Raw genomic sequence first — 265 nt, forward strand, 5'->3', positions numbered from 1 at the left:
GTGGGCGACCATCGCATCGTTCACCGTCACCTGGCCGAACACCGCGAACATGAACAGCGCGCCGAACAGCACCACTGCGCTGCCGTGGCCGTAGGCCAGGGCCAGCAGCAGCGGCACCTGGCAGAAGGTGAGGAAGACGAACGGCAACTTCAGGTTCAGGCGATCGATCAGGCGCCCCATGATCAGTTGCGCCACCGCGCCGAAGGCATAAGCCAGGCTGACCACCACGCCGAGGGTCTGCGGCGACGCCAGCAAGTCGCTCAGG

At 66.0% G+C, this 265-nt stretch carries 1 protein-coding gene; it reads right to left on the reverse strand.

Annotated features, from left to right (window positions below; all coding sequences use genetic code 11):
• The coding region (locus tag ACLJNW_RS25745; protein ID WP_410961445.1) for a hypothetical protein at positions 1-265 on the reverse strand (265 nt) is incomplete at both ends.

The sequence above is a fragment of the Salmonella sp. SAL4457 genome, from assembly GCF_046548235.1.
Lineage (GTDB): Bacteria > Pseudomonadota > Gammaproteobacteria > Enterobacterales > Enterobacteriaceae > Salmonella > Salmonella enterica.